17 protein-coding genes are annotated in these 18826 nt (G+C 74.4%); 10 read left to right on the top strand and 7 right to left on the bottom strand.

Annotation, left to right across the window (positions count from 1 at the left end; all coding sequences use genetic code 11):
• Positions 1-120: 120 nt before the first annotated feature.
• Complete coding sequence (locus NE234_RS08670) at positions 121-594, top strand: hypothetical protein (RefSeq protein ID WP_252778363.1); 474 nt, start codon at positions 121-123, stop codon at positions 592-594.
• A gap of 115 nt (positions 595-709) precedes the next feature.
• The gene (locus NE234_RS08665) at positions 710-1165 is read left to right on the top strand and encodes a hypothetical protein (protein WP_252778362.1); all 456 of its coding nucleotides are present in this window, start codon (positions 710-712) and stop codon (positions 1163-1165) included.
• Positions 1166-1174: 9 nt separating this feature from the next.
• Here the strand turns inward: NE234_RS08665 and NE234_RS08660 are convergent, their stop codons facing one another.
• From NE234_RS08660 to NE234_RS08650, 3 genes are all read right to left on the bottom strand, one after another.
• A complete protein-coding gene (locus NE234_RS08660) occupies positions 1175-2017 on the bottom strand; it encodes a TauD/TfdA dioxygenase family protein (RefSeq protein WP_252778361.1) in 843 nt (280 codons plus the stop codon).
• A gap of 92 nt (positions 2018-2109) precedes the next feature.
• Complete coding sequence (locus NE234_RS08655; RefSeq protein WP_252778360.1) at positions 2110-3657, bottom strand: glycerol-3-phosphate dehydrogenase/oxidase; 1548 nt, start codon at positions 3655-3657, stop codon at positions 2110-2112.
• Entirely contained in the window at positions 3654-4238 is a 585-nt protein-coding gene (locus NE234_RS08650; RefSeq protein ID WP_252778359.1) for a TetR/AcrR family transcriptional regulator, read from the bottom strand. The genes NE234_RS08655 and NE234_RS08650 overlap by 4 nt, the downstream gene beginning before the upstream one ends.
• Before the next feature lie 55 nt (positions 4239-4293).
• On the opposite strand from NE234_RS08650, the gene NE234_RS08645 reads away from it, so the two are divergent.
• The 8 genes from NE234_RS08645 to NE234_RS08610 all read left to right on the top strand — a co-directional run bounded on the left by NE234_RS08645 (position 4294) and on the right by NE234_RS08610 (position 13156).
• Entirely contained in the window at positions 4294-5862 is a 1569-nt protein-coding gene (locus tag NE234_RS08645; RefSeq protein ID WP_252778825.1) for an FAD-binding oxidoreductase, read from the top strand.
• A gap of 96 nt (positions 5863-5958) precedes the next feature.
• Positions 5959-6846, top strand: a complete 888-nt coding sequence (locus NE234_RS08640; RefSeq protein WP_252778358.1) for a diacylglycerol/lipid kinase family protein — start codon at positions 5959-5961, stop codon at positions 6844-6846.
• An 80-nt stretch (positions 6847-6926) separates the two neighbouring features.
• Positions 6927-7829, top strand: a complete 903-nt coding sequence (locus NE234_RS08635; protein WP_252778357.1) for a DUF11 domain-containing protein — start codon at positions 6927-6929, stop codon at positions 7827-7829.
• A gap of 91 nt (positions 7830-7920) precedes the next feature.
• Positions 7921-8313 (top strand): YccF domain-containing protein, encoded by a 393-nt coding sequence (locus NE234_RS08630; RefSeq protein WP_252778356.1) that lies wholly within the window; start codon positions 7921-7923, stop codon positions 8311-8313.
• Between the two features lie 128 nt (positions 8314-8441).
• Positions 8442-8978, top strand: a complete 537-nt coding sequence (locus tag NE234_RS08625; RefSeq protein WP_252778355.1) for a hypothetical protein — start codon at positions 8442-8444, stop codon at positions 8976-8978.
• A gap of 147 nt (positions 8979-9125) precedes the next feature.
• The gene (locus tag NE234_RS08620) at positions 9126-10625 is read left to right on the top strand and encodes a metallophosphoesterase family protein (protein ID WP_252778354.1); all 1500 of its coding nucleotides are present in this window, start codon (positions 9126-9128) and stop codon (positions 10623-10625) included.
• 102 nt (positions 10626-10727) lie between these two features.
• Entirely contained in the window at positions 10728-11261 is a 534-nt protein-coding gene (locus tag NE234_RS08615; RefSeq protein WP_252778353.1) for a DUF4234 domain-containing protein, read from the top strand.
• A gap of 140 nt (positions 11262-11401) precedes the next feature.
• The gene (locus NE234_RS08610; RefSeq protein WP_252778352.1) at positions 11402-13156 is read left to right on the top strand and encodes a bifunctional 3'-5' exonuclease/DNA polymerase; all 1755 of its coding nucleotides are present in this window, start codon (positions 11402-11404) and stop codon (positions 13154-13156) included.
• A gap of 166 nt (positions 13157-13322) precedes the next feature.
• On the opposite strand, the gene NE234_RS08605 is transcribed toward NE234_RS08610, so the two are convergent.
• From NE234_RS08605 to mdlC, 4 genes are all read right to left on the bottom strand, one after another.
• The gene (locus NE234_RS08605) at positions 13323-14597 is read right to left on the bottom strand and encodes a flavin-dependent oxidoreductase (RefSeq protein ID WP_252778351.1); all 1275 of its coding nucleotides are present in this window, start codon (positions 14595-14597) and stop codon (positions 13323-13325) included.
• An 84-nt stretch (positions 14598-14681) separates the two neighbouring features.
• Positions 14682-16370 carry a thiamine pyrophosphate-requiring protein gene (locus NE234_RS08600; protein WP_252778350.1) on the bottom strand — a complete coding sequence of 563 codons (1689 nt, stop codon included), beginning with the start codon at positions 16368-16370 and terminating at the stop codon, positions 14682-14684.
• Positions 16371-16432: 62 nt separating this feature from the next.
• Positions 16433-17197, bottom strand: coding sequence for an ABC transporter ATP-binding protein (locus NE234_RS08595; protein WP_252778349.1), 765 nt, complete (start codon positions 17195-17197; stop codon positions 16433-16435).
• Between the two features lie 6 nt (positions 17198-17203).
• Positions 17204-18820 (bottom strand): benzoylformate decarboxylase, encoded by a 1617-nt coding sequence (gene mdlC, locus NE234_RS08590; protein WP_252778348.1) that lies wholly within the window; start codon positions 18818-18820, stop codon positions 17204-17206.
• Positions 18821-18826 lie beyond the last annotated feature (6 nt).

Raw genomic sequence — 18826 nt, 5'->3', positions numbered from 1 at the left:
CAAAGAAGAGGTGCATCCGGTCGTCCGGTGGGTACGAGTTGTGAATACCGTCAATCCCCCAGCAAACGGGCAAAATCTGCGGTGCCGCCCCCGGCGGACCGTACGAAGGGGGCGAGGCGTGTGAACGGCGCTGAGAGGCGGTGGAACCCCGGGAACCCGGCGGCCACGCCCGGCGAGGAGCCCCCTTCCTGTGCGGCGCCCCGGCCGGCCGGCGACGAGGACGCCCTGCCGTACGAGCGGGTGGACATGCTCATCCACCGTCTCTTCGAGGTCGGTCTGGACCTGCACGCCGCGCTGGGGCACATTCGCGAGCGCGTCGAGGTCGAGGTGGGCGCGCGGAAGATCTACGAGGCGATCGCCGCCCTGGACGAGGCGATCAAGGAGTGCCGCGGCGTCGTCATCGACCTCTGGCCGCCCGAGCGGAGCGCGCCGGACGCCGGGTGCTCCGGCGTCACCGGGCCGGTGGAACGCGCCGACGGGCCGGGCGCTCCCCGTCCCGTCATCGCCGTGAGCGGTGAGACGGACCGCCCCGAGGCGGTTCCTCCCTCCTGGTGTCCCGAGGAGGGGCCTGCGGCCGGCCCTCCGGCGCGGTGACCCGTCCGGAGGTGCGCCGTTCGCCGGGAACGCGGGCCGGCCCGCGCCCGTGCCGGCCGTACGCCCATGGCGTGGCGTCCTCGCCAGTGACCCGGCGGCGTCCTACCGTGACGCTGTGATCGCGATGGAGCCCGTCCCCGCATGGTGCCTGGTCAACGGTGAGTGGATCGAGTGCGAGGACCCGGTGATGGCGGCCTGTGACCCGCAGGGCGGCGACGTGTACGCCGCGATGGCCGGGCTCGGGTTCGAGGCCTGGTGCCGGATCGGCGACGAGGGGTTCGCCGCCACCCCGCTGACGCTGACGGTCTACTCCCGCGAGAAGCCGCCCCTGCAGTTCCTGCTGCAGCTGGAGGGGAACGCCGGGAACGTCGTCGAGCACGTCTTCGCCGAGACCCTCCCCGACGCCATGAACCTGCTCGCGGCGTGGGCGCCGGTGGCCCAGGCCGGCGCCCTGGTCGAACTCGCCCGGCGGTCCGGCGACGGTGAGCCGTCCCCTGTCCTGGGGCCCCGCCTCGCACCGTCCCGGCCGTTCGCGCCGGGAGCGGCGCACGCGACCGCGGTGGAACCCTGACCCGGGGCCTCAGGCCCGCTGCGGGCCCTTGGGGACGCCGTCGTCGATCTCGGCGGGGGCGTTGATCGTGACCCGGTGCATCTTGCGGCGCTGGGTGTAGTCGGCGACCGCGTAGTGCTGAGTGGGGCGGTTGTCCCAGAAGGCCAGCGTGCCGACCCGCCACTTCAGCCGCACCTGGAACTCCGGCGACCGGACGACGTCCTGCAGCAGCGGCAGGAGCGCCTCGTTCTCCCGGTCGTCCAGGCCGACGAGGCGGGTGGTCGAGCTGCGGTTGACGAAGAGCGCCTTGCGGCCGGTCTCCGGATGGACGCGCACGACCGGATGCCGTACGGGCGGCCATTGGCGCTGCATCTCCGCCAGGTCGAGCCGGTGCCCCTTGGCGATGGCCTTCGTCACCGACATGGTCAGGTCGTGCTCGGCCTCGAGCTCGTCGCACAGCCGCTGGATCGACCGGGGCAGCGACTCGTAGGCCAGGTACATGTTCGCCCAGAGGGTGTCACCGCCGACGTCGGGCAGGATCACCGCGCGCAGCAGCGATCCCATCGGAGGCACCGGCATGAAGGTGTTGTCGCTGTGCCAGGAGTCTCCGCCCTCGCCCTTGGGGTCCTTCTGGTCGAGGATGTGGATGGCGCTGGCCGACGTCTTCATCGGCGGCTCGTTCAGCGTGCCGAACCGCCGCGCGAAGGCCAGATGCTGCTCGTCGGTGATCTCCTGGTCGCGGAAGAACAGGACCAGGTGGTCGAGCAGGCCACGGCGGATCTGCGCGGCCTCTTCGTCCGACGGCGGTTTCCGCAGGTCGAGTCCTGTCACCTCGGCGCCGATGTGCCGTGTCACGGGGTGGAATTCGATCATGTCGGGCCCTCCGTCGGTGCACCGCGCGAAGAAAAACAAGCAATCGCTAGGTTGCCACTTTTCCCCGCGCCTGACCACCCCCGGGGCAGCGGTCAGCGCGTGCCGGTCCCGGTCGGGGCGTGGATCAGCGCGCGGCGGGCGGCGGGGAGGGCGGCCTGCCGGTCGGCGGGGACGAGGCCGACGCGGGTGCGGCGGTCGAGGAGGTCGGACTCGTCGAGAGCGCCCTCGTGCAGAACGGCCCAGACCAGCTCGGCGCCGATGGTGGCCGAGCCCGGCGCGACCGGCTCGGCCAGGGAGGGGTCCGCCGCCGCGAGGGCCGCCACGGCGGTGGCCTCGGCGCCGTACCGGCGGACGAGGCGCGTCGGCGCGGTCAGCCGGCCGAGGTCCGGAGCGGCGCCGACCAGCGGCAGCCGGGTCGTCCGGCACGGCCCGGCGGTGAGCCCGCGCCCCTCGATCGCCGCGTCCACGGCGTCCTGGGCCATCCGCCGGTAGGTGGTGAGTTTGCCGCCGACGACCGTGACCACGCCGTCCCGGCCGGTCAGGACCGCGTGCCGCCGCGACAGGTCGGCGGTGCGGCCGCCGGGACCGGCGAGCAGCGGGCGCAGCCCGGCGAACGCGCCCACGACGTCGGCGCGGCGCACGGGGACCTCGAGCGCCGAGTCGACGATGTCGAGCAGGAATCCGATCTCGGCCTCCGTCGGCCGCGGCACGTCCGGGATCGGGGCGTCCGCGGGCTCGTCCGTCAGCCCGACGTAGACCCGGCCGTCGTCCTGGGGCAGGACGAGGGCGAACCGCCCGGTCGTCCCCGGAACGGGCAGGTGCAGCCCGGCGAGCGGCGCGCCGAGCGTCTCGGCCCGCAGCACGAGGTGGGTGCCGCGGGAGGGGCGCAGCCGTACGCCGTCGGCCAGTTCGCCGGCCCACACCCCGGTCGCGTTGATCACGGCGCGGGCCCGGATGACGTGCTCCGCGCCGGTCCGCTCGTCCCGGACGTCCGCGCCGTTGCCGCGCAGGGCGAGGGCCCGGCAGCGGGTGATGATCCGGGCGCCGTGCGCGGCCGCCGTCCGCGCGATCGCCGTCACCAGGCGGGCGTCGTCGGCGAGCTGGCCGTCCCAGGACAGGATGCCGCCGCGCAGCCCGTACGAGCGCAGCGCGGGCACCAGTCGCAGCGTCTCCACGGCGGACAGCCGGCGCGGGCGGGGGAGGACCGCGCGGCGCGTGCGCGCGCTGAGCCGGAGCAGGTCGCCGGCCCGCACCCCGGCCATGGACAGGGTCGCCGCCGATCCGGACACCAGCGGCGTGAGCGGCAGCACGAACGGCAGGGCGTGCACGAGGTGCGGGGCGGTGCGCGCCATGAGCACGCCGCGCTCGACCGCGCTCTCGCGGGCGATGCCGAGCTGCCCCGAGGCCAGGTACCGCAGACCGCCGTGCACGAGCTTCGAGCTCCACCGGGACGTGCCGAAGGCGAGGTCGTGCGCGTCGACGGCGGCGACCGACAGGCCGCGGGAGGCCGCGTCGAGGGCGACGCCGGCGCCGGTCGCCCCGAGCCCGACGACCAGGACGTCGACGACCTCGCCGGCGGCGAGCGCGGCCAGGTCGCGGGTCCGCCGGGCGGCGTTCAGCGAGGAGGTCGAGGCCGTCATGGCGCGAGGTACCGGTCGAGGATCTGCCGCAGCTCGTCGTCGAAGGCCTGCGGCGACAGGGCCGGGGCGCCGTCGGCGACGATGTGCCCGGACATGGCGAAGGACTGCACGATGAGCAGGACGGCGCGGGCCTGCCGTGCGGGGTCGCCGGCGCGGATGGTGCCGTCGCGGTGCCCGGCGCGCAGGGTCTTCTCGAACGCGCGCAGCATGGCGTCCTGGGTGGTGCCGCGCCGCTGCAGGAGGTACGGCAGGAGGACCTCGGGGTCGACCTCCAGGATCTTGTGGAACAGCGGGTGCCCACGGAGCGCGGCCACGCCCGCGACGAGCGCCTCGACGGCCTGCGGCCGGACCGGCGCGCCCTCGCCGGGCGGGGTGACGCGGGCGACGACGCTCGCCCACTCCCGGGTCATCAGGTCGGCGACGAGGGTGCGCACGTCCGGCCAGCGCCGGTAGATCGTCATGCGGGACACGCCGGCGCGCCGCGCGACGTCGGTGAGCGTCGTGCGCCGTACACCGACGGCGAGGACGCAGTCGCGGGCGGCGTCGAGCATCGCGTCCTTCTTGTGACGAATGGACGTCATATGTAACAGTGTAAATCCCGTCGAAGTCCGCAGGAAGGGAGGGGCCGTGCCGACGATGCGCTGGAACGGCTGGGGCGATCCGGACCGGGCCGCCCCGCTGCCCGACTCCGTCGTGGGGCTGCTGCGGGAGCTGCTCGGCGTCCGGCCGGATCCCGTCCCGCCGGTGCCGCTCGCGGAGGTGGCGCCGCCCGCGCCGGCCCCCGTCGTGCGGGCGCTGACGGAGATCGTGGGGCCCGACGCGGTGCTGACCGACGACGAGGCGCGGATCCGGCACACCCGCGGAAAGTCCACGCCGGACCTGCTGCGCATCCGCGCCGGTGACGCGGGCGCCGCCCCGGACGCCGTCGTGCTCCCCGCCGGCCACGAGGAGGTCCTGGCCGTCCTGGACCGGTGTTCGCGCGAGCGCGTCGCGGTCGTCCCCTTCGGCGGCGGGACGTCGGTCGTCGGCGGTCTCGCCGCGGCGGGGGAGGGGTTCGCCGGCGTGGTGGCCCTCGACCTGCGCCGCCTCGACCGGGTCACCGCGCTCGACACCGTCGCGCGGACCGCGACCCTCCAGGCCGGCCTGCGCGCCCCGCGCGCCGAGGCCCTGCTGGCCGAGCGCGGCTTCACGCTCGGCCACTACCCCCAGTCGTACGAATGGGCGACGATCGGCGGGTTCGCCGCCACGCGGTCCTCCGGCCAGGCGTCGGCGGGCTACGGCCGGTTCGACGAGATGGTGGCCGGGCTGACCGTCGCCACGCCTCGCGGCACCCTGACGCTCGGCCGGGCCCCGAAGTCCGCGGCAGGCCCCGACCTGCGGGAGCTGGTCCTCGGCTCCGAGGGCGCCTTCGGCGTGATCACGGACGTGACCGTGCGGATCCGTCCCCTGCCGGAGCAGCGCCGGTACGAGGGCTGGCGGTTCCCGACGTTCGCGGAGGGCACCGCCGCCGTGCGGGCCCTGGCCCAGGACGGGCCGATGCCGACCGTGCTCCGGCTGTCCGACGAGACCGAGACGATGATCGGCCTGGCCCGGCCCGGCGAGATCGGCGGAACGCACGGTGGCGGCTGCCTGGCGGTCTGCGGGTACGAGGGCGGCCCGGATGACGTGGCGGCGCGCCGCGCGGGCGCGCACGCCGCCCTGACCGCGCACGGCGGGGAGCCGCTCGGCGACGCGCCCGGGGAGAGCTGGGCCGCGGGGCGGTACTCCGCGCCGTACCTCCGCGACGCCCTCCTCGACGTCGGCGCCTTCGCCGAGACGCTGGAGACCGCCGGCTTCTGGTCGGCGCTGCCGCGTCTCGCCGACGCCGTCCGGCAGACGCTGTCGCGCGAGCTGCCGTCGTCCCTGGTCATGTGCCACATCTCGCACGTCTACCGGGACGGGGCCTCGCTGTACTTCACCGTGGTCACCGCCCAGGGCGACGATCCCGTCGGGCGGTGGCGGCGCGCGAAGGCCGCCGTGAGCGACGCGATCGTCGAGGCCGGCGGAACCATCACCCATCACCACGGCGTCGGCACCGACCACCGCGCCTGGCTCGCCCGTGAGATCGGCCCGCTCGGCGTCGACGTCCTGCGCGCGGTCAAGGACCGGCTCGACCCCGCCGGCATCCTCAACCCCGGCGTGCTCATCCCGCCCGCGGGCGGATGACCCGTACGATCCGGCGGAGGACCCGTACGATCCGGCCGAGGGCGCGGCCGGCACGAGCGGGGCCGGACTCGCGGTACTGGAAGAAGGGTGCTCAGGATGCGTTCGTTCACCGCCGTGGTGAACCCTGCCGCGGGCGGCGACGCGGCCGCCCGGCTCATCCCGCTCGCGCGGCTGCTGCGCGAGGCCGGCGCGGAGATGACCGTGGAGTACAGCCGCAGCCTCGAGCACGCGGCCGAGCTCGCGCGGACCGCGGCGGACAAGGGCCACACGGTCGTCGCCGCGGGCGGTGACGGCATGGTCGGCGGGCTGGCCGGGGCCCTCGCCGGCACGGACGGCGTGCTCGGCATCCTGCCGGCGGGCCGGGGCAACGACTTCGCCCGCCAGCTCGGCCTGCCGGAGGAGCCGGACCGGCTCGCCGCCCTGCTCCTGGAGGCCGAGCCGAGACGGATCGACGCCATCGAGGTGACCACCCCGGACGGCGGGGCGCGCGTCGTCGCCGGCAGCGTGTACGCCGGGGTCGACTCCGTGGCGAACGTCCACATCAACCGGCTCACCCGCCTGCCCGGATCGCTCGCCTACTACCTCGGCCCGCTGCGCGCCATCGCGACCTGGCGGCCGGTCTCCTACCGCGTCACCGTGGACGGCGAGCTCCACGAGGAGCGCGGCTACACCGTCGTCGTCGCGAACTCCGGGTTCTACGGCTACGGCCTGCACATCGCGCCCGACGCGGCGGTCGACGACGGGCTCCTCGACGTCGTCATCATCCGGCACGCGCCGAAGCGGCTGTTCTTCGCCGTCATGCGGGAGCTGCCCAAGGGCACGCACGTCCACCGGCCGGTGGTCGAGGTGCTGCGGGGCCGGGAGGTGCGCGTCGAGGCCGACCGGGACATCCCGTACGGCGCCGACGGCGAGCTGCTGGGCGACCTGCCGGCGACGGCACGCGTGCTGCCCGGCGCGCTCAACGTGATCGCCGATCCGGCCTGACACTTGGCGCGAGGTTTACCGGCCTCAGAAGGCGACGGCGATACCGTCCCGGGTGTGCCGTGATTTCGGGGGCGATCACTGTGAAACACGCGCTGGCCGCGGTGGCGGGCATCGCGGTGGGCCTGCCGCTGCTGGCCGCCCTGGCGTCCCGGCAGGACGGGCGGCCCGCCGGGGGACTGCCGGCCCGGTACGTGCCCTGGGCCCGCGTCGGGCACCGCTTTCCGAGGACGTTCGCGGACGGGCCCGAGCCGGACCACCGGGCCGTCCGCAGGACCGCCGCGTCCTCTCCCGGCCGGACACCGCGACCGGCCCCGCAGGCCCAGACGATGGTCCACGGCCCGCTCACGGCCCCGTACCGCCGGCCGGTGCGCGAGGAACCCGGCCGGACCACGCCGCTCGGCGAGGACCGCCCCGCCGAGCATCCGCCCGCGCCGGCGCCGGATCCGGCCGGCGAGCCGTCGCCGTCCCCGGTCGAGATCCCAACGGGTGGCCCGGCGGAGACTCCGCCGGACCGCCCGGCCGACCGGTCCTCGCCGCATCCGTCCGGCCGGTCCTCGCCGCGCCCGGCCGACCGGCCCTCCGGTGAGGGGCCGGCGCGCCCGGCCGACCTGGAGCTGTCCATCGTCGCGCCGCCCACCGTCCGGCCCGGCGGCCGCCTCTCGTACTCGGTGCGGCTGACCAACCACGGGCCCGGCACTCCCGGCCCGATCACGGTGCGCAGCGTGCTGCCGCCCGGCACCGTACGGACCGGGGCGTGGCTGCCCACGGGCGTCGACGGGTACACCGGCGACCGTGAGACCGCGCTGGTGGTGCGCCGGCTCGAACCCGGCCGGTCGCTGGCCGCGCGGTTCGACGTCCGGGTGCCGCCGGACGCCCGTGGCGAGCTCGTCGCCCGGGGCCGGATCGCGGCGGTCGGCGGTGTGCCCGACCCGGTCCCCGACGACGACACGGCCCAGGTCTCCACCCTGGTCCGCCCCCGGTGACCCGCGACTCCCGAGCGCCCTGGAACCGTCGCGTCTGACAGCACGTCTGACTGTGAGGACAGGACGTCACCGTCGGGAAGAAACAGGGGACATGCGGACCATCCTCAACATCATCTGGTTGATCCTCGCCGGGCTGTGGCTCGCGATCGGCTACTGCATCGCCGGGATCATCTGCTGCGTCCTCATCATCACGATCCCCTTCGGCATCGCCTCGTTCCGGATCGCGGCGTACGCGCTGTGGCCGTTCGGCAAGACGGTGGTCCGGAGGGGCGACGCGGGGGTGATGTCGGCGATCGGCAACGTCATCTGGTTCTTCGTCGCGGGGCTGTGGCTGGCCATCGGCCACCTGTTCACCGGGATCGCGCTGTGCGTCACCATCATCGGGATTCCTCTCGGCATCGCGAACTTCAAGCTCATTCCGGTGTCGCTGCTGCCGCTGGGACGCGAGATCGTCTCCACCGGCGACGCGCGCGCGTTCGCCTGAGCAACCCGTGACGGTGGGGTCGATCACGGCCCCGCCGCCGGGCTCGGCGGGCCAAGTCTCGGGTGAGAAAGATCATCCTCTTTGTTCGCGGGCTGGACAGCCGACGGCCGCCGGGACACACTTGCCCCATGTCAGCGGCCACGCCGTTGCCCAGGCAGGGCGACGTGTTCTTCGACTCCCGGGGAGCGGACCGTGCGCTGCGGCTCAGCCGCCACCCCGACGCCGGCGTCGTCGTGCTGAGCATCTGGAACGGCGGCGTGTGCCAGGGGACGTTCCGGCTCCCGGCGGACCAGATCGCCGTGCTGGCCGAGGCGCTGCTGAGCGCGGCCCCGGAGACCCGGCCGCCGCTGCCGCAGACCGGACAGTACGAGCCTCCTCCCGCCGAGCGGTACGAGCCGCCGGTCGAGCGGTACGAATCCTCGGCCGCCGGGCAGTACGAGCCCCCGCCCGCCGAGCGGTACGAACCGCGGCCCGCCGGCCGGTACGACTCCGCTCCGGCGGAAGGCGAGCCACGGCCTCCCGCGTCGTACGAACCAGGAGCTCCGGGGCACTACGAGTCCCGGCCCGCCGCCCCGTACGGACGGCCCGAGCCGCGTCCGGCGGGCGACGAGCCGCCGCCGCGCGAGCGGTTCGAGCCGCGGCCGCCGGGCCACGCCGGGGCTTGAGGGCCCGCCTCGAAAAGCCCCTCCGTCCTCCTGCGCGGTGCCCACGTGGCGCCTCGTCGTGTCGCCGCGGATCGCTCGCGCCGGTGACCTGGCCGGAATGTGCCGAACCGGCGCCGATGAGTGATCTTCGCTGCTAACGTGCCCATGGTGCCCCCCTCTTCCCGCGATTCCGCGGCCGGTGCCGGCTGGACGTGCCGGGAGCCGGGAACGTACACCTCGCTGATGCCGAGCCAGGCGCGGAACCTGTCGTGGATCAATCCCGCGACGCTCTGGCGGGCCCGCAACGACGTCCTCGCGCGGTGGTTCGGCGACCCGACCGACGACGAACGGGCGCGCTGGGTCCGCGAGCAGTCGGCCCGGGGAGCCCCGCCGGACTTCACGATCGAGCGTGACGACCCGGGCTCCTTCTCCTTCATGGTCCTGGGGGACACGGGGGAGGGCGACGCCTCGCAGTACGCCGTGGTGCCGGGCTTCGAGCGGATCGCCGAGGGCACCCGGTTCGCGATCATCGCAAGCGACGTGATCTACCCGACCGGGAGCATCAACGACTACCCGGACAACTTCTTCCGCCCCTACCAGGGCTACGACGCCCCGATCTACGCCGTGCCCGGCAACCACGACTGGTACGACGGTCTCGGTGGGTTCATGCGCGTCTTCTGCGGCGCGCCTCCGCTCTCCCCTGACGGCCGGCCCAAGACGTTCTCGGCCGCGTGGTGGCGGCGGCTGTTCTGGAAGGAACCCGAGGTCGCCGACGAGGAGCGTCTCGCCGCGGCGGAGGCCCTGCGGGCCGCGCCGGAGCAGCGCGCGGAGCAGCCGGGACCGTACTGGGTGATGGACGCCGGCCCGTTGCGCCTCATCGGCATCGACACGGGCATCCTCGGCGGCATCGACGCCGACCAGGGCGCCTGGCTGCGCCGGGTGTCCCAGGGGCCGAAGCCGAAGATCCTCATCACGGGCAAGCCGCTGTACGTGGACGACGCGCACCATCCCGGCCCGATCGCGGGCGGCGGGACCGTGGACGAGATCGTCCGCGACCCGGCCTGCAACTACGTCGCGGCGATCGGCGGGGACATCCACAACTACCAGCGGTATCCGGTGCGGGTGGGCGACCGCGTGATCCAGTACATCGTGTCGGGCGGCGGCGGCGCCTTCATGCACGCGACCCACACGATCCCGCGCGTGAGCGTGGGCGGCGTCACCGAGGACGAGTTCCGCTGTTACCCCCTGCGCGGTGACTGCCTCTCGTTCTACAGCAGGCTGTACGGCCGGAGGTTCCGGCTGCGGCGGTTGTTCGAGCTCACCGAGGACGAGGCGGCCGCGGTGATCGAACGGCGGCTCGGGATACCGCCGCACCGCGACATCTCCACGGCGACGGTGACGTGGCGTTCCAGGGTCGTCGCGTCGCTGCTCGGGGTGCCGTCGCGGCCGCATCGGCGGTCCCGCCTGCGGCTCCCCGTCCGGCGCATCTACCAGCGGTTCCTGTCCCCCGTGTCCGACTGGAACCGGCCGCCCCTGTTCAAGAGCTTCCTGCGCCTCGACGTCACGCCGGAACGCCTGCGGATCCGCTGCTTCGCCGCGACCGGATGCCGGGAACACGAGTTGGACCCGCCGCTCGAGGACGAACTGATCATCAATCTCGGGCGATAACGGATTATTCGCGTGAACCGCCGCGCCATGTCCGGCGTCTGACTCATGCACGAACGGCGGCTCCCGCTCTGCCGCGACCCCCCGACCTCAGGAGAGGCCTCAATGAGCAACCCCTACCCTCAGCAGCACCAGCAGTACGCGGGGGCGACGCCGCAGTACCAAGGGCAGCCCGGTTACCAGGGAATGGCGCAGGGCCCCGGGCAGATGGTGTCCGCCCAGCACGGGCACCCGGCCCTCATGGGCATCCAGATGAAGCGCCGGAACCCGGTCGGCGTCTGGCTGGGCCTGCCGCTGATCACCCTCGGCATCTACAACCTGGTCTGGTACTACAAGGTGCACAACGAGCTGGCGAACTTCGACCGCCGCCGTTCGGTCAGCGCCGGCGCGGCGCTGTGCTCGCTGCTGTTCGGGTGGATCACGCTCGGCATCTGGCCGCTCATCACCTACATCCAGCTGGCCGGGCACATCCGCAACGCCCAGCAGGCGGCCGGCCTCCAGCCCAGCTGCAGCGGCGGCCTCGGCTTCCTGCTCGGCATCTTCGGCTTCGGCATGCTGTACTACCAGATCGAGCTGAACAAGGTCGTCGACCGCTACGAGGGTGCGCCCGCCGGCGCCCAGGTCCCGCTCGCGGCCTGACGGGTCGCCGCACGAGTCCCGTAGGTAGAGAAGTTCCGTAGAGGAAGGCCCTGGTCACAGGGCCTTCCTCGTTTTCGTCGGCGGCGGTCCGCCCGGTCCCGCCTGCCCGGAACGTCGGTGGGGCCGGGCAGAATCGACCCATGCGGATCGCAGTCGGCGCGGTGGGGGAGGGCGGGGTGCTGCGGCCGGTCGCGGATGACGGCACCCCTGTCGGACCCGCCGAGCCGGTCGCCGACCTCGTCGCCGCCATCGCCCGGCGCGAGGCCATGGCGTCCCGCCCCGGTGCAGCGCGAGGCGACGCCGCCGGGGACGACGTCGCGTCCCGGCGTGGAGGCGACGTCACGGCGCGGCCCGGCGGCGACTCCCTGGAGCGATCCGGTATGACGCGAGGCGACGCCGCGTCCCCGCCCGGCGGCATCCGCTGGGTGTGGCCCTCGACCGCCGGTCTCTATCCCCGCCTGCTCAGGGCGGGGGTCCGCGTCGCGCGCTGCCACGACCTCGAGCTGACCGAGACGCTCCTGCTCGGGCACGCGGGCCGCTTCGGCGAGCCGCGATCCGTCGCGGCGGCCCTGGCGCGCCTGCGGGGAGGCCCCGTCCCGGAGGATCCCGTCGTGGCCGGCGACCTGCCGACGCTGTTCGACGAGGGCCCGTCGGACGACATCGACGCCGTCGTCGCCGTCCACGCCGAGCAGCAGCGACGGGTCGCCGAGACCGGGCTGCGGATGCTCGCCGCCGCCGAGTCGGCGGGCGCGCTGGCCGCCGCGGAGATGGGCCACGACGGCCTGCCCTGGCGCGCCGACGTCCACGACGCGCTGCTCACCGGCCTCATGGGCCCTCGCCCGGCGCCGGGCCTGCGGCCGCGTGAGCTGCAGCGGCTGGCCGACCTGATCGGTGAGGCGCTGGGCCGCCGGATCAACCCGGACTCGCCGTCGCAGATCGTCAAGGCGTTCGCGCAGGCGGGCGTGCAGATCTCGTCGACACGGTCGCATGTGCTGCGGCAGGTCGAGCATCCGGCCGCCCGGCTGCTGCTGGAGTACAAGGAGCTCGCCCGGCTGTACGCCGCGCACGGCTGGTCGTGGGCCGACACCTGGGTGCGCGACGGCCGGTTCCGCCCGGAGTACGTCGTCGGCGGCGTGGTCTCCGGGCGCTGGGCGACGAACGGCGGGGGAGCGCTGCAGATCCCGAAGGTGCTGCGGCGCGCGGTCGTCGCCGATCCCGGATGGCGCCTCGTGGTCGCCGACGCGGCCCAGCTGGAGCCACGGGTGCTGGCCGCACTGGCCGGGGACGACGCGTTCGCCGCCGCGGCGGGTGAGAACGACCTCTACTCCGCGCTCGCGGGCGTCTTCGGCGGCGCACGCGACAAGGCCAAGATCGCGCTGCTGTCCGCCATGTACGGCGGGACGAGCGGCGAGGCGCCGCAGCTGCTGGCGGTGATGCGCCGCCGGTTCCCCGCCGCGTACGACTACGTGGAGGCGGCCGCCCGCGCCGGGGAGGCGGGGCGCGTGGTGCGGTCGCGGCTGGGCCGCACCTGCCCGCCGCCGTCGCCGGAGTGGCGCGATCTCGCCGTCCAGGACGGTGGCGGGTCGGCGGTGCGCAGCCGCGGCCGGTTCACGCGCAACTTCGTCGTCCAGGCCAGCGCCGCCGACTGGGCGCTCGTCCTCCTGGCGGCGCTGCGCCGCAGGCTGACCGCGCTGGGCTCCGGTGACACCGCCCCGCGGCTGGTCTTCTTCCAGCACGACGAGGTGATCGTGCACGCGCCGCGGGAGCTCGCCGAGGCGGTGATCGCCGCGGTCCGGGACTCCGCGGCGGAGGCGCGCCGGCTGGTGTTCGGCGACACCCCGGTCCGCTTCCCGATGGAGGCGGTCGCGGTCGAGTGCTACGCGGACGCCAAATAGCGCCCCGCCCCACCCCGCCCCGCCCCACCCCGCCCCGGCCGGCGGCCGGGGCCGGATGCTCTGGCGGCCGGATCGCGTCGGCCGGCGACCGGTCGGATCCACCGGCGGTCGGGTCCGAGGGGCCGGGTCGCGTCGGCCGCGCCGGATTCTCCGGCGGCCGGGTCGCTCAGCCGGCGACCGGGTCCCAGGACTCCCGCTTGTTCAGGGCCTCGGCGTCCAGGTCGGTCGTCTGCCTCCAGATCCCCCGCACACTGGCGACCTCGTCGGCGTCGAGGATGTCCTCGATCCGGGCGAACCCCTCGGGCGCACGCTCGGCGACCAGGTCGAGCATCTTGTCCAGCGGCATGTTCCGGCAGGCCATCACGACCGCGTTCGCCTCCGGAAGGCGGATCTCCTCGTACGACCGTAGAGCGGCGACCGGGTCCGTCGCCGAGGAGGCCAGCTCCCGGGCGAGGACCCGCGCGTCCAGGATCGCCTGCGAGCCGCCGTTGGCGCCCACCGGGTACATCGGGTGGGCGGCGTCCCCGGCCAGTGTCACCCGTCCCCGGCCCCAGGAGGGCAGCGGGTCACGGTCGACCATGGGGTAGTCGAGGATGAACCGCGATTCCGCCAGCAGCGTGGGAACGTCGAAGCCGTCGTGGCGCCAGTCGGCGTAGTGGGGGAGCACGTCCTCCAGCCGGCCCTCGCGCGTCCAGTTCGCCGAGACGCCCTCGCCGTGCGGGTCGGCGGAGACGCGGACCTCCGCGACCCAGTTCACCAGGCAGCGACCGCGCTCGGCCGCCTTCTGAGAGATCGGATAGAGGACCATGCGGCCGACGTTGTGCGAGCCCATCACCAGCATGGTGTCGCCGGTCAGGAACTCGTCGACCTCGGTGACGCCGCGCCACATGCGGACGCCGTTCCACAGCGGCGCGCCCTCGCCCGGGTGCAGCAGCCGCCGGACCTCGGAGTGGATGCCGTCCGCGCCCACGAGCAGGTCGGCGCGCAGCGTGACGACCTCCCCGCTCGCCCGGTCGCGCAGCCGCGCCAGGACGCCGTCGGCGTCCTCCTCGAACTCCTCGAACGCCAGCCCGGTCCGTACGGCGTCGGCGCCGAGGCGCTCCCGCACCGCGTCGGCCAGCAGCATCTGCAGGTCGCCGCGGTGAATGGAGTACTGCGGCCAGTCGTATCCGGCGCGCCGGCCGCGCGGATGGACGACGATCCGGTTGCCGAACCGGTCCATCGTGATCACCTCGCGGGTCTCGATCCCGGTGGCCGCCAGTTCTTCGCCCAGCCCGAGTTCGATCAGTTCCCGTACCGCGTGCGGCTGCAGGTTGATGCCCACACCGAGCGGCCGGAGCGCCGGTGCCGCCTCGACGACGCGGGCGTTCACGCCGGCCTTCTCCAGCGCCAGCGCCGTGGTCAGGCCGGCGATGCCCGCGCCTACGACGAGCACGTCCACGAGAATCCTCCTTCTACGCCGCGAGGTGTCACCGGGAAGCGCGGGCCGGGACCGGCCGGGCCGGCCCCGGCTCACCGCACCGGGTCAGTTCGGCGCCAGGCGCACGTCCACGACCGCCGAGCGCCCGGCCTCCAGCGCCTTGAGGGCGCGCTGCAGGGCCGGCACCAGGTCCGCGCGGTCCGCGACGCTCTCCCCGTGGGCGTGGCACGCGCGGGCCACCGCGGCGAAGTCGGGCGGGCTCTGGAACCGCGTGCCGACCGCGTCGCCCCGCGCGGCGGAGCGTCCCTCGGGGAAGAGTTCGAAGACCGGCATCCTGCTGGCCTTGTAGCCGTCGTTGTTCAGCACGACGGCGAGGATCGGCGCGCCGGCCTCCGCGGCGAGGCACAGGGCCGCCGTGGGCACGCCGAACATGAAGCTGCCGTCCCCGACGACCGTGATCACGCGCTGGTCGGGAGCGGCCAGTTTCACGCCGACGGCTCCGCCGAGGCCCCAGCCCAGCCCGGGGCTGCCCGTCCCGGCCATGGTGCCGGGCAGGCTGCGCTCCAGGGTCTCGTGGAGCGTTCCCGCGTTGGTGACCGCCTCCTCGACGACGATGTCGTCCGCGCGGAGCACGGCGTTCAGGGCCTCGAAGACCTCCCGGGCGACGATCGCGTCATCCGCGCCGGCGGAGGCGGCGGGCTCCTCGGCCGCGCCGGCGCCCCGCCACTTCGCCGCCGGGTCGAGGTCGCCCAGCGCGGCCGCCACCTGGTCGAGGACGACCGCCCCGGGCGCGGCGACGGCCAGGTCGACCGGGAAGGTCCACAGCGGCATGTCGTCCTTCACCGGGTCCATGTCGATCAGGACGACCGTGGCGTCCGCGGCGGGCCGGACGAACTTGGGAATCCACGGGACGTCACAGTCGGCGACGATGATCAGGTCCGCCTCGCCGACGGCGCGGCGGGCGGCCCCGGCGGAGCGGACGTGCATCGGATGGGAGGTGGCGATGTTGAGGCATCCGCTCTCCGGCGTGTCGATGACGCGGACCCCGGCGCGTTCGGCCAGCCGGGTTACCGCCTCGAAGCCGCCGGGGCGGCGGCCCGTCCGCGAGGTGATCAGCAGGGGCCGCTCGGCCGTGGTGAGCAGGTCCGCGATCCGCCGTACGGTCCCGGCGTCCGCGGCGGGTGGGCCCGGCACGGCGTAGCGGTCGGTCCGTCCCGGCTCGGTGGCGGGCGGGTCCATCAGCACGTCGCGGGACACCATGAGGTACGCGGGGCCGGGCCGCCCGCTGCGGGCGACCTGCACGGCGCGGCCGATGGCGCGGGGCAGGACGTCCGGGCGGGTCACCTCCAGCGACCATTTCGCGTACGCCCGGACGACGCCCGCCTGGTCGGGCACGTCCTGCTGCCAGTGGATCGTGTGCGAACGGCCTCCGGGAGAGTCCGGGTCCTCCCCGTACGGGGTCTTCCCGGCGATGACGACGACCCCGGCCCGGTCCCGCATCGCGTTGTGCACCATCGCGCCGAGGTTCTGCGTGCCGACGTCCACGTGGACGAACACCGCCTGCGGGCGCCCGGTCACCTGCCAGTATCCGTGCGCCGCGGCGAGGGCGACCGACTCGAACGTGCAAGTGATGATCTGCGGCATGCCGACGCCCGCCTCGGCGAGCGTGACCGCCGCCTCCTGCAGCGGGGCCGAGTCGGTGCCGGGGTTGAGGAAGAGGTGGTCGACGCCGTGCTGGTGGAGCAGCCACAGCAGGTGCTCGGCCGTCGTACGAGGTCGGAAGTCTTCGGTCACGTGTGGTCTCTCCATCGGGATGGCGGGCGAGGGCCGGAGCGGAGTCCTGCGGGAGGTCCGCGTCAGAGGACGGCTCCGGGCGGCGCCTGACCGCGGACGAGACGGCCGACCTCGGCCCGCATGTGCACGAACTCCGGGAGTTCCCGCGTGCTGATCTGGTCACGCGCCGACGGCAGTCCGACGGCGAGATCGGCGGCGACCCGCCCCGGCGCGCGGTCCAGGACGATGACCCGGTCGCCGACGTAGACGCTCTCGTCGATGTCGTGCGTGACGAGCAGGATCGTCATCCCGTCCTTGCGCACGCGCAGGACGAGGTCCTCCAGGTCCTCGCGGGTCTGCGCGTCGACCGAGCCGAACGGCTCGTCCATCAGGAGGAGGGCCGGCTGGTAGGCGAGGGCGCGGGCGATCGACACGCGCTGCTGCATGCCGCCCGACAGCTGCCAGGGGTACTTGTGCGCGGCGTCCGCCAGGCCGACGGCCTGGAGGGCGCCCAGCGCGGCCGCCTGGCGCTCGGACTTGGACCTGCCGCGCCGGCGCAGGGGAAGCGCGACGTTGTCGCGCACGGTCAGCCACGGCAGCAGCGAACGGCTGTAGTCCTGGAACACGACGGCCAGGTTGTCGGGCACGTCGGTGATCTCTCTGCCGTTCAGCGTGATCCGGCCCTGCGAGGGCCGGATCAGCCCGGCGATGCAGCGGAGCAGCGTGGACTTTCCGCAGCCGGACGGCCCGACGATGCTCACCAGTTCGCCCTCGGCGACCTCGAGGTTCACATCTTCCAGGGCCGTGTGATCGGCGTAGTAGTGACCGAGCTTCTCGATCTGGAGCACGGGCTTTCACCTGGTCCGGGAGTCGTTGGGGGAGGAGTAGGCGGAGGAGGTGCCGGCGGCCACCCGTACGTCCACGAGGAACGGGCCGTCGTGGCCGAGGGCCTGCGTCAGCGCGTCGGTCAGCTCGTCGGCACGCTCGACGCGGCGGCCGGGGCACCCGAGCCCGGCGGCGACCGAGACGAAGTCGATGCCGCCCAGGTCGGTGCCGGGCACGTCCGGTATGTCGATCCGGCGGCCGAGCGCCTTGACGGCCTCGTACGCCTGGTTGTTCAGCACCACGAACGTGACCGGTGCCCGGTGACGCGCGGCCGTCCACAGCGCCTGGATCGAGTACATGCTGGACCCGTCGCCCACGACGCAGACGACGCGCTGTCCCGTACCCGCCAGCGCGCGGCCGACGGCGAGGGGAAGCCCCCAGCCGAGCGCGCCGCTGCCCGTGGTGAGGAACCCGCCCGGCCGGGTGATCGGCAGGCGGGCGTGCAGGTCGTCCCGGTGGCTGGGGACCTCCTCGACGACGACCGCGTCGTCGGGGAGCAGCCCGCGCAGCGTCTCGACCGCCAGCGCGGGCTGGATCGGGTCCGTGACCGGCGGCAGGGGCGGCCGGACGAGGGGTGGGGGCGCCGGCCGGTCGGCCTTCTCGACGAGTTCCAGCAGCGTCGTGACCCCGGCCCGGATCGTGGTGAGCACGCTGGTGCCCACCGGGGCCCAGGCCGTCTGCGCGGGGTCGCAGTCGAGGTGGAACAGCCGCGCGCCGGCCGGGAGGTACGGGCCCTCGGTGTGCACGTGGTACGTGAAGATCGGCGCGCCGACCGACACGATCACGTCGTACGGTTCGAGGGCCCGGGCGAGCTGGTCGCGGACCGGCGGCAGGAAGCCGCGGAAGAGCCGGTGGTCCTCCGGGAAACCGGACCGGCTGGACAGCGGGGCGATCCAGACGGCCGCGCCGGTGCGCTCGGCCAGTTCGGTGACGAGCGGCGACGCGCCGTCGTCGTCGACGCCGGCGCCGACGATGATCGCCGGCTCGCGGGCGGCGTTCAGGGCGTCGGCCACCTCACGCAGCGCCGCCGGCTCTCCGACGAACCCGGCGCGGACCTCGCGCGGCTCGACCGGCCGGGCCGGGCGGTCCCAGTCGTCCTCGGGCACCGACAGGAACACCGGCCCGCGCGGCGGGGTCATCGCGACGTGGTACGCCTCGGCGAACGCCGCGGGGACGTCCTCGGCGCGTTCGGGCTGCCGGCTCCACTTCACGTACGGCCGGGGGAAGAGCGCCGGTTCGTCCGCCGACAGGAAGGGCCGTGTCGGCAGCATGGCGCGTGACTGCTGGCCGGCGACGATGAGGACCGGCACGCGGTCACGGTAGGCGTTGAACACCGCGCCGAGGGAGTGCCCCACTCCGCCGGCGGAGTGCAGGCTGACCAGCGAGGCGCGTCCGGTGCCCAGCGCGTGGCCGGCCGCGACCGCGACCGCCACCGACTCCTGCAGGCCGAGCACGTAGCGGAAGTCGGCCGGCCATCCCGCGAACATCCGCAGCTCGGTCGAGCCGGGGTTGCCGAAGAAGGTGGTCAGCCCGACGTCGCGGAGGAAGCCGAAGACGGCGTCCCGTACGGTGAGCCCGTCGGTCATCATGCC

This window comes from Actinoallomurus rhizosphaericola (assembly GCF_024055675.1).
GTDB lineage: Bacteria > Actinomycetota > Actinomycetes > Streptosporangiales > Streptosporangiaceae > Actinoallomurus > Actinoallomurus soli.
Note: the sequence above shows the minus strand (reverse complement) of the source record. Positions and strands in the feature narration are given on the sequence as shown.

Excerpts from the sequence above, each read along its gene's own strand:
- NE234_RS08660 (WP_252778361.1), bottom strand. The coding sequence starts at position 2,017 with ATGATCGAATTCCACCCCGTGACACGGCACATCGGCGCCGAGGTGACA.
- NE234_RS08655 (WP_252778360.1), bottom strand. The coding sequence starts at position 3,657 with ATGACGGCCTCGACCTCCTCGCTGAACGCCGCCCGGCGGACCCGCGAC.
- NE234_RS08650 (WP_252778359.1), bottom strand. The coding sequence starts at position 4,238 with ATGACGTCCATTCGTCACAAGAAGGACGCGATGCTCGACGCCGCCCGC.
- NE234_RS08645 (WP_252778825.1), top strand. The coding sequence starts at position 4,294 with ATGCGCTGGAACGGCTGGGGCGATCCGGACCGGGCCGCCCCGCTGCCC.
- NE234_RS08640 (WP_252778358.1), top strand. The coding sequence starts at position 5,959 with ATGCGTTCGTTCACCGCCGTGGTGAACCCTGCCGCGGGCGGCGACGCG.
- NE234_RS08630 (WP_252778356.1), top strand. The coding sequence starts at position 7,921 with ATGCGGACCATCCTCAACATCATCTGGTTGATCCTCGCCGGGCTGTGG.
- NE234_RS08625 (WP_252778355.1), top strand. The coding sequence starts at position 8,442 with ATGTCAGCGGCCACGCCGTTGCCCAGGCAGGGCGACGTGTTCTTCGAC.
- NE234_RS08615 (WP_252778353.1), top strand. The coding sequence starts at position 10,728 with ATGAGCAACCCCTACCCTCAGCAGCACCAGCAGTACGCGGGGGCGACG.
- NE234_RS08610 (WP_252778352.1), top strand. The coding sequence starts at position 11,402 with ATGCGGATCGCAGTCGGCGCGGTGGGGGAGGGCGGGGTGCTGCGGCCG.
- mdlC (WP_252778348.1), bottom strand. The coding sequence starts at position 18,820 with ATGACCGACGGGCTCACCGTACGGGACGCCGTCTTCGGCTTCCTCCGC.